Here is an 8760-nt window from a genome sequence, read left to right on the forward strand (position 1 = left end):
ACGCCGCCGAACTGGCCCGCCAGACCGCCCGCCACCTGGGCGGCGCCCTGCGCGAACCCGTCACCGTCGGCGCCTCCGCGCCCGTACCGGACCCGCTCGACCACCCCGACCGGGTGGCGGGCGCGTACCGGGAGGCCCGCCGGTGCCTCGACGCGCTCCGGCTGCTGCACCGCGCGGGCGAGGGCGCGGCGGCCGAGGACCTCGGCTTCCTGGGCCTGCTGCTCGCCGACGGGCGGGACATCGGCGGCTTCGTGGACCGCACGATCGGCCAGGTCGTCGCCTACGACGCGCGCCGCGGCACCGAACTGGTGCGCACCCTCGACGCCTACTTCGCCAGCGGCATGAGCCCGGCCCGCACCAAGGACGACCTCCACGTCCACGTCAACACGGTCGCCCAGCGCCTCGAACGCGTCGGCCGGCTCCTCGGCCCGGACTGGCAGTCCCCCTCCCGCGCCCTGGAGATACAACTGGCGCTCCGCCTGCACGCCCTGTCGCCGGCGGTCACCCGCGACTGACCCCGGCGGGGGAGCACGGGGCCCCGCGCCCCTCCCGGGACGCGGGGCCGGAACGCGGCGCTCCGGCACGTCACCTCCCCTGCCCGGCAGGGGAGTTCGCCCGGAAGGACCCTGACCGCTGGGCGGAATGAGATGGTTGAGGGTGAAAACGTCTCGGGGTCGCAGCGGTCCTTCGGCGCGAACTCCCCGGGCGGCGCGGAGGATCCGCCCGCCGGCGGTGACCACCCGCGCGGAGAGCGGGTTCCGGGCGGACGGCCCGTACGTCCGCTCCGGCCGGCCGGATCCGCTGCCGGGCGTTTCAGGCCCGCGACCCCGGTGTTGGACGCCCGGCCGCCCGTCACGGCCGGGAAGAGGGGCGCGCCGGGAGCTCCCGCCCCGGCGTCCTCACGCGGCCCGGACCTCCTCCGCCGCGCCCTTCGACAGACGGACCCGGACGAGCGCGGCGGCGAGCCGCGCCTGGTCCTCCGGGGCCACCAGTTCCCCGAGCCCGCGAGGCGTGTGCGGCAGGCCGAGCTCCTTCGCCGCCTCGCAGGCCCGCTCGTCGAAGAACGGGCGCAGCTCCGGCCAGACCGCCTGCGCCTCCCGGCAGAAGATGCCCGCGCCGACCGGGCCGATCCGGGGGACCTCCCGCAGCAGTCCGCGCAGCGCGTCCGTGTCGCCGCCGGCCTCCTCCCGCATCCGGCGGAGGTCGCCGCGCCAGCGGTCAAGCACCAGCCGCGCCCCGTCGCCGAGGGCCGTGGCGGTGCTCTCGTCGTACCGCACGTAATGGGCCCGGCCCAGGGCGTCCACCCGGTCCTGCCAGGCGGAGCCGGCCATCGCGCGGGGGGTCCGGAACCCCGCCCGGAACAGCTCCCGCGCGGCCGCGGTGGCCGTGCCGGCCCCGATCCGGATCGAGCAGAGCACCGTGAGCACCAGCAGCCGGTACAGCGGCGCGGGCTCGTCGCGCAGCGTGATGCCGGCCTCCCGCGCGTACGTCCGCCCGTAGGCGGACAGGAGCCTGGACGTGATCGCGTCGACCGTCATCGTCCGGTCACCTCGCCTCCGTACCGGCACCTCGTCTCCGTACCGGCCGCTTTGTCCTCGTACGCCCCGGCCCCCGTACGCCCCCGTCACGGCGGCTGCCCCGTCTCCCCGCCGTCACACCGCACGTGTCGCCCGGGCCCCGCGGGGTAGACGAGGGAGCCGAGAGGAGGGACGGCCGTGCCCGGACCGGCTTCACCGGGCGGGCGGCCGCCCCGCCCCGCCCCCCTGGGCCTGCGCGACGGCGAACGGCCCACCGACGTCACCCGCGAGCGAGGCACGCCATGACCACCACCGCCATCCGCGCGAGCGGCCGGACCGTCGAGATCAAACGGGCCGGGAAGGAACTCTTCCCCGACGACGGCATCACCAAGGCCGACCTCGCCGACCACTACCGCCGGGTCGGCCCGCGCATCCTGCCGCACCTGCGCGGACGCCCGCTGATGCTGGAGCGCCACCCCGACGGCGTCGGCGGCGGCCGCTTCATGCAGAAGGACGTCCCCGGCCACTTCCCGGACTGGGTCCACCGCTGCGAGCTGCCCAAGGCGGGCGGCACCGTCACCTACCCGGTCTGCGACGACCTGGCCACCCTGCTCTACCTGGCCGGCCAGGCGTGCATCACCCCGCACCGCTGGCTCTCCAAGGCCGACCGGCCCGACCACCCCGACCGGCTGGTCTTCGACCTCGACCCGCCCGGCGACGACTTCGAACCGGTCCGGCGGGCCGCCGGGCGGCTGCGCGAGCTGCTCGACGAGCTCGCCCTGCCCGCCGCGCTGATGACCACCGGCTCCCGCGGCCTGCACGTCGTGGTCCCGCTCGACCGCCGTGCCCCGTTCGACGACGTCCGCGCGTTCGCCCACGACGTGGCCGAGGTGCTCGCCGGCCGGTATCCGGAGGAGCTCACCACCGCCCCGCGCAAGCAGGCCCGCGGGGGACGGCTCTACCTCGACGTCCAGCGCAACGGCTACGGTCAGACCGCCGTCCCGCCCTACGCCGTCCGCGCCCTGCCCGGCGCCCCGGTCGCCGTGCCGCTGAGCTGGAGCGAACTGGACGCCCCCGACCTCACCGGCCGGCGCTGGACGCTCGCCACCGTCGGCGAACGCCTGGAGGAGGACGACCCCTGGAAGGAGGAGCCGGGGCGCGGCCGTTCCCTGAACCCTGCCCGGGGGCGGCTGGCGAAGCTCTGAGGACCGCCCGGCCCGCCGGGGCGGATCAGGGGCGGTGCGCCGCGGGCCGGAGGGAGAGGTGGCCGCGCAGGAGCGCGCAGACGCGGGCGCGCTCGGAGTCCAGGAAGAAGTGACCGCCGGGCAGTTCGTGGAACGCGAAGCCGCGGGGGGCGAGCCGGGACCAGGCGGCGACCTCCGCGACCGGGACGTACGGGTCGTCGGCGCCGGCGAGGGCCACCACCGGGCAGTCGAGGAGGGGTTCGTCGTCCCGCCGGTACGTCTCGATGGCCCGGTAGTCGGCCCGGATGACGGGGAGCAGGACGTCGAGCAGTTCGCGGTGGGCGAGGATGGCCGGGTCCGTCGCGCCCAGGCGCCCCAGCTCCGCGGCCAGCCGGCCGTCGGAGAGGGAGTGGACGCCGCGGTCCCGCGGTGCCGAGGGGGTGCTCTGCCCGGAGACGAAGAGGTGGCGCGGCCGGTGCCCCCGGGCCTGGAGCCGGAGAGCCACCTCGTAGGCCACGGCGGCGCCCATGCTGTGGCCGAAGAAGGACAGCGGCTCGTCCAGGAGCGGACGCACCGCGTCCGCCGCCCGGTCGGCCAGTTCGCCGACGGTGTCGGCGGGCCGTTCCCGGAAGCGGTCCTGCCGGCCCGGGTACTGGACGGCGAGGACGTCGACGTCCGGGGCGAGCGCCGCCGCCATCGGACGGTAGTAGCCGGCGGCGCCCCCGGCGTGGGGGAAGCACAGGAGCCGCACGGACGCGGCCGGCGCGAGACCGAAACCGCGGATCCAGGGATCGACCGGAAACATCACGTGTCCTCCGAGGTTCTTCGGGCCCGGGCGGGCGCCGCATGGCGGTGCTCTCGTCCCGCGCGTGCGGTACACCCCCTCCCCGCCGTCCGGGCGGGCGGGACCGCCGGGCCGCTCGACACCGCGGCGCCGTGCGGCCGGAGCGGGCCCGGGCGCGGGAACGGGCCACGCAAGACTGCCCGCCGGGCGGCGCGGAGCGCACCCGTGCGCGGCCGGTCCCCGCCCCGGCCGGCCGCGGGACGGACCGGGAAAGCCCCCGTGTCCCGCCGGCGGGACACCCCCGTATTTCCGCCCGGCGCCCCGGAGAAGCGGGCGGACATTCCTTTCTTGGTCCTCCTTTCCGGCCGTCGATATGGTTTTGCGAGCCAATCGGTCGGTGTGGAAAAAGTCGGCTGACGCCTGCGTCCATTTCTTGATGGTGCCGTCGGAGGGAAATCGACAGTAATGTCAATCGATGTGTTGGCAGTCGACGTCGGGAAAGCCCTCGACAGCGTCGACGAATGGCTGGACTCCTATGTCACCCAGCCCCACGAGCAGATCGGCCGGTCCGGCGCGGTGTGTCCGTTCGTGGCCCCCGCCCGGCGGGCCGGCGCGGTCGAGACGGTCGTGCGGCTGGTCGGCCCCGCCGCCGGCGTCCGGCTGCTCACCGAGGTCATCCGCTGCGGGCTCGACGAGTTCGAGCGGTCCGGCCGGCGGACGTCGAACCCGGCCCTGCGCTCGCTGCTCGTCGTGCTGCCGGACCTGCGGCCCGAGGCCTACGCGCTGCTGGACGAGGCACACGCGCGGGTCAAGAGCGAGAGCGTGGAACGCGGCCTGATGATCGGCCAGTTCCACCCGGACTGCGACGAACCCGCGGCCCGCAACCCGGCCTTCAAGGTCAGCCGGTCCCCGGTGCCGCTGGTCGCGGTCAGGGCGATGGCGGTGCACGACATCCTCTTCCTCGGCGAACGGGCGGACTGGTTCGCCCAGTACCACCGCCGGTTCGGCGAGCGGTACCGCTCCCGGCCGGCCGGCATCGGCCCGCTGCTCACCACGCTGTACCACAAGGCCCTGGCCCTGCACGGCCCCGGAGGGACGGCATGAGCGCCGCGCGGGACGGGCGGGACGGCGCGGCGGCGCGCTGTCCCTACGGCGGCGCGGCGGACGCGCCCCCGACGGCCTACGCCGAGTACGCGGAGATGGACGCCCTGCTGGCGCTCCAGCGCCCGCGCACGACGGCGGCCACCGAGCCCGGCTTCATCATCATGAGCCAGGTCATGGAGCTCCTCTTCAAGCTGCTGCACGCCGAGTTCACGGAGGCCCGCGACCGGCTGGCCGACGACGACGTGGACGCCGCCCTGTGGGTGCTGCGCCGGGCCGGCCGGGTGCAGGCGACGGCGCTGTCGTCGTGGGACTTCTTCAGCGCGATGACGCCGGGCGAGTTCGCCGAGTTCCGCGACGTCCTGGGCACGGCCTCGGGGTTCCAGTCCGCCTCCTACCGGCGGCTGGAGTTCCTCCTCGGGAACAAGGACCCGCGGATGGTCGGGCCGCACCGCGGCGCGTCGAGCCAGGAGGCGGTGGCCCGGCAGCTGCGCGAACCGAGCCTGTACGACGCCGTGCTGGCCCTGCTGCGCCGGCGCGGCCTGCCCGTCGCGGACGCCGTGCTCACGCGCCCGCGCGAGGAGCCGTACGCACCCCACGACAGCGTCGAGCGGGCGTGGCGTGCGGTGTACGACGACGGCGCCCGGTACGGCTCGCTGTTCCTCCTCGGGGAGGCGCTGACCGACGTCGCCGACTCCTTCGCCCGCTGGCGCTACACGCACCTGACGGTGGTGCAGCGCGTGCTCGGGGGCAAGCCCGGCACGGGCGGCACCGACGGCGTGGCGTGGCTGGAGGGCATCGCCGGCCACCGCTTCTTCCCCGAACTGTGGTCCGTGCGCTCGCTCCTGTAGGGCCGGGCCGCCCCGCCGCCATCCACCGATCACCCACCCACGAGGGAGCCCACCATGGCCCAAGCCGGTCCCGTGGACCACGAAGACCTGACCCGGATCCTCTTCGGCGCCTCCGCCTTCCACCTGCTGCACGCCGGGTGCGAGCTGGGCCTGTTCACCCGGCTGTCCGAGGAGGGCCCGCTGACCGCGGAGCAGGTGTGCGCCGCCCTGAAGCTGGAGCCGAGGGCGGCGCAGATCCTGCTGCTGGGCACCACCTCGCTCGGCCTGACCGTCCGCCGCAACCGCCGCTACCGGAACGCCGACCTGATCGACTCGATGTTCTCCGACGGGACGTGGAGCATCATCGAGGACATCGTGCAGTTCGAGGAGCGGATCACCATGCCGGCCGCCGCCGACCTGGTGGAGTCGCTGCGGCAGAACACCAACGTCGGCCTGCGCAGCATCCCCGGCGAGGGCGACGACCTGTACCACCGGCTGGCGTCCCGGCCGGAGCTGGAGGCGCTCTTCTACCGCTGCATGCGCTCGTGGTCGCGGCTGTCCAACCCGATCCTGGTGGACCGGGCCGACCTGGCCGGGGTGGAGCGGGTGCTGGACGTCGGCGGCGGCGACGGGGTGAACGCGATCGCGCTGGCCGAGGCGAACCCGGGGACGTCCTTCACGGTGGTCGACATGCCCGGGGCCCTCGACATCGCCGGGCGCAGGATCGCCGAACGCGGGCTGGAGGACCGCATCTCGGTGCGGGCGGGCGACATCTTCGCCGACGACTTCCCGGCGGGCCACGACTGCGTGCTCTTCGCCAACCAGCTCGTCATCTGGTCGCCCGAGCAGAACGCGGCCCTGCTGCGCAAGGCGTTCGACTGCCTGCCGCCGGGCGGACAGGTGCTCGTCTTCAACGCCTTCTCCGACGACACCGGGGACGGGCCGCTGTACGCAGCGCTCGACAACGTCTACTTCGCCACGCTGCCCGCGCCGGACAGCACCCTCTACCACTGGGGACAGTACGAGGAGTGGCTGCGCGCCGCCGGGTTCCAGCGGGTCGAGCGGCTGCCGGGCGGGACGTGGACGCCGCACGGCGTGCTGCGCGCCTGGAAGTAGCGGCGGCCGAGGGGGCGGGTGAGGCGGACGGGGTCCGCCTCACCCGCCCCCTCGGCGTCACCCCGGAAGACTGGCCAGCGCCGCCTCGTCGAGGGCCCGGAGCACCCACTGCTCGAACTTGTCGCCGGAGAGCTCGGCGGCCTTGCGCCACCGCTGCACCCGCTCGGCCGGGGCGCTGAGCTTCGGCAGGTAGTCCTTCGGCGGTTCCCCTCCGCCTTCGCCCTGCCGGTGGGAACGGATGTTGCGCCGCAGCTCGTTGCGCGACCAGTTGAACTCCTCCGCCAGGTCGAGCCACTTGTCCTGCTCGCCGGGGGGCAGGGAGCTCACTTCGGCGTGGTGCTGGAAGCTCAGGGTCTCGCGGCGCCGGCCCAGCTCGAACTTGCGGGCCACCCAGGCGTAGTTGCGCAGCGTCTGGTAGTCCAGGCCGCAGGCCTCGATCGCCCGCAGGTACCGGTCCGAGAACTCCTCCTGTCCGTACACCAGCCAGTCGCCGAGGCACCAGGACGAGGAGTCGACGATGCGGGAGATCTGCGAACCGACGTTCTGCCAGCGTTCGAAGGTGAGGGCCTCGGGGATCCTCAGCCCGACGCGCGTCGTGAGGATCTCCTTGCCCGGTCGCCCTCCATCGTTCCTCCGAAGGGGCGCGCTGGTGCGCGGGCGGCTCCGCTGAGTGGGGTCGACGGAGTGCTGCATACGAACCTCTCTTCCGGCGTTGGTCATGCCTCTGGGGTCCAGAAGCCGCGTGGTTGAGGTGGTTCCGGTGACGGACGCGACGAAGCGCCGACGGGGCGCCGGGCGGTGACCGCGGTCGTGCGCCGGAGCGGCCGGGCGCCGGGAACGGCGCCGGACGCGGACGGGTGGTTCTTCGTGGGGGGCGGGGGGAGGGGAGGGGGCGGGGGGTGGGCGGAGGCGGCTGGCCGGGAAAGGGCCGCTAAAGGCCGAGGTTTCTTCGGGGGGCCTGATTTCCCGCGGTTCTCGACGTCAAAGGAAACACCCCCATGAAGTTCCGGCGAGGCGAAAAGGGGCCGGTGAATCGCGTCGCCCCCGCGGCCGGTGACGATGCGGAGCGGCTATGCCACGCACATATTATCGGATCATTCTCGAAGACGGGTGCGAGCGTAGCAAGGAATCCCGTTCTTCCGTACGGGGCGTTGATCGGTTGGCCTGATAGCGATCCGCGCTCTTGACGGGGCGGCGGACGTGCGACCGGGACGCGCCGGCGGGCGGCGCGTCCCGGTCGGGGAGCGGAGGGTCAGGAGGTCTGGGCCTGCGCCTCCGCCAGGCGCTCCTGCGCCTCGGCGAGGTCCTCCGGGGTGGGGGCGTCGTCCTGGGTGAGCTTCAGGCGCCAGCAACCGGAGAACTCGATCCGGCTCTTGGGCATGGACCGGTCGTCCACCAGGTGCCGCCGCATCCGGCGCACCAGACCGGCCTCGCCGGCGATCCAGGCGAACCCCTCGCCCTCGGGCAGCGAGGCGGCGCGCAGCGCGTCGGCCAGCGCCTCGCTCTGCCCCGGCTCGGCCGCGCCGCGGTGCAGCCACGTCGTGGTCAGATCGGCCGCGGTGCGGAAGGGCTGCTCGTCGGCGGCCTCCTGGACCTCGGCGAGGACCAGCGCCCGCTTGCCGGCCGGCAGGCTCTCCAGGATGGTGGCCATCCCGGGGAGCGCGGTGTCGTCACCCGCCAGCAGCACCCAGTCGGCCTCCGCGAGCGAGGCGGACAGCGGCTTGGGGCGCGCGAAGTAGGCGCTGGGCCCGAAGACGCCCAGACAGTCCCCCACCTCGGCCGCCATGGCCCACCGGGTGGCCGGCCCGGCGTGCCGGTGCAGGACGAAGTCGAAGGTGAGGGAGTCGGTGGCCGGATCGTGCGCGCGGATCGTGTAGCTGCGCATCCACGGCCGCTCGTCCTCCGGGACGGCGTTGAAGGCCTGGTACCACGACATGAGGTCGGTGGTCCCGTCGACCTCCGGCAGGAGCGGCCGGGACTGCCCGGGCCGCGGGAAGTAGAGCTTGACCTGCTGGTCGGGTTCCGTGAGGGAGAAGCCCCGGAGGTCGTCGCCGGTGAGGGTGACGCGTGCCATGTGAGGGGTGATCCGCTCGGTCCGACTGACGTGCAGGAGCCAGATGGGCAAGCTGTTCATGGGTTCCTTCGCGCGTTCGGGGCGGGTGGCGGGGGGCGGCGCCCGGCCGGTGCCTCCGGCCCGGCCGCGACGTCGGCCCTCACCCTGGTGCGGT

9 protein-coding genes are annotated in these 8760 nt (G+C 74.5%); 5 read left to right on the forward strand and 4 right to left on the reverse strand.

The window, feature by feature from the left end:
- On the forward strand, positions 1-515 hold a 515-nt coding region (locus tag AB0E83_RS15365), incomplete at its 5' end, for a helix-turn-helix domain-containing protein (RefSeq protein ID WP_362110654.1).
- Between the two features lie 384 nt (positions 516-899).
- On the opposite strand, the gene AB0E83_RS15370 is transcribed toward AB0E83_RS15365, so the two are convergent.
- A complete protein-coding gene (locus AB0E83_RS15370) occupies positions 900-1538 on the reverse strand; it encodes an endonuclease (RefSeq protein ID WP_362110657.1) in 639 nt (212 codons plus the stop codon).
- Between the two features lie 281 nt (positions 1539-1819).
- Here AB0E83_RS15370 and ligD point away from each other — a divergent pair, with 281 nt between their 5' ends.
- Positions 1820-2722, forward strand: coding sequence for a non-homologous end-joining DNA ligase (gene ligD, locus AB0E83_RS15375; protein WP_362110660.1), 903 nt, complete (start codon positions 1820-1822; stop codon positions 2720-2722).
- A 25-nt stretch (positions 2723-2747) separates the two neighbouring features.
- Here ligD and AB0E83_RS15380 read toward each other — a convergent pair whose 3' ends face one another.
- Complete coding sequence (locus tag AB0E83_RS15380; RefSeq protein ID WP_362110663.1) at positions 2748-3506, reverse strand: alpha/beta fold hydrolase; 759 nt, start codon at positions 3504-3506, stop codon at positions 2748-2750.
- Positions 3507-3950: 444 nt separating this feature from the next.
- Here AB0E83_RS15380 and AB0E83_RS15385 point away from each other — a divergent pair, with 444 nt between their 5' ends.
- Genes AB0E83_RS15385 through AB0E83_RS15395 form a run of 3 tightly spaced genes read left to right on the forward strand, consistent with a single transcriptional unit; the run spans position 3951 to position 6532 of the window.
- The gene (locus AB0E83_RS15385; protein ID WP_362110666.1) at positions 3951-4589 is read left to right on the forward strand and encodes a DUF6875 domain-containing protein; all 639 of its coding nucleotides are present in this window, start codon (positions 3951-3953) and stop codon (positions 4587-4589) included.
- Positions 4586-5437, forward strand: coding sequence for a tryptophan 2,3-dioxygenase family protein (locus tag AB0E83_RS15390; protein WP_362110669.1), 852 nt, complete (start codon positions 4586-4588; stop codon positions 5435-5437). Before AB0E83_RS15385 ends, AB0E83_RS15390 begins: the two co-directional genes overlap by 4 nt.
- A 54-nt stretch (positions 5438-5491) precedes the next feature.
- On the forward strand, positions 5492-6532 hold the full coding sequence (locus AB0E83_RS15395) for a methyltransferase (RefSeq protein ID WP_362110672.1): 1041 nt from the start codon (positions 5492-5494) through the stop codon (positions 6530-6532).
- A gap of 57 nt (positions 6533-6589) precedes the next feature.
- Here AB0E83_RS15395 and AB0E83_RS15400 read toward each other — a convergent pair whose 3' ends face one another.
- Together AB0E83_RS15400 and AB0E83_RS15405 are read right to left on the reverse strand one after the other, a co-directional pair.
- Positions 6590-7225, reverse strand: a complete 636-nt coding sequence (locus tag AB0E83_RS15400; protein ID WP_362110675.1) for an LmbU family transcriptional regulator — start codon at positions 7223-7225, stop codon at positions 6590-6592.
- A 559-nt stretch (positions 7226-7784) separates the two neighbouring features.
- Positions 7785-8666, reverse strand: coding sequence for a siderophore-interacting protein (locus tag AB0E83_RS15405; RefSeq protein WP_362110678.1), 882 nt, complete (start codon positions 8664-8666; stop codon positions 7785-7787).
- Between the last annotated feature and the right edge of the window lie 94 nt (positions 8667-8760).

It is taken from the genome of Streptomyces sp. NPDC035033, assembly GCF_040636735.1.
Taxonomy (GTDB): Bacteria; Actinomycetota; Actinomycetes; order Streptomycetales; family Streptomycetaceae; genus Streptomyces.

Excerpts from the sequence above, each read along its gene's own strand:
- AB0E83_RS15405 (WP_362110678.1), bottom strand. The coding sequence starts at position 8,666 with ATGAACAGCTTGCCCATCTGGCTCCTGCACGTCAGTCGGACCGAGCGG.
- AB0E83_RS15370 (WP_362110657.1), bottom strand. The coding sequence starts at position 1,538 with ATGACGGTCGACGCGATCACGTCCAGGCTCCTGTCCGCCTACGGGCGG.
- AB0E83_RS15385 (WP_362110666.1), top strand. The coding sequence starts at position 3,951 with ATGTCAATCGATGTGTTGGCAGTCGACGTCGGGAAAGCCCTCGACAGC.
- AB0E83_RS15380 (WP_362110663.1), bottom strand. The coding sequence starts at position 3,506 with ATGTTTCCGGTCGATCCCTGGATCCGCGGTTTCGGTCTCGCGCCGGCC.
- AB0E83_RS15400 (WP_362110675.1), bottom strand. The coding sequence starts at position 7,225 with ATGCAGCACTCCGTCGACCCCACTCAGCGGAGCCGCCCGCGCACCAGC.
- ligD (WP_362110660.1), top strand. The coding sequence starts at position 1,820 with ATGACCACCACCGCCATCCGCGCGAGCGGCCGGACCGTCGAGATCAAA.
- AB0E83_RS15390 (WP_362110669.1), top strand. The coding sequence starts at position 4,586 with ATGAGCGCCGCGCGGGACGGGCGGGACGGCGCGGCGGCGCGCTGTCCC.
- AB0E83_RS15395 (WP_362110672.1), top strand. The coding sequence starts at position 5,492 with ATGGCCCAAGCCGGTCCCGTGGACCACGAAGACCTGACCCGGATCCTC.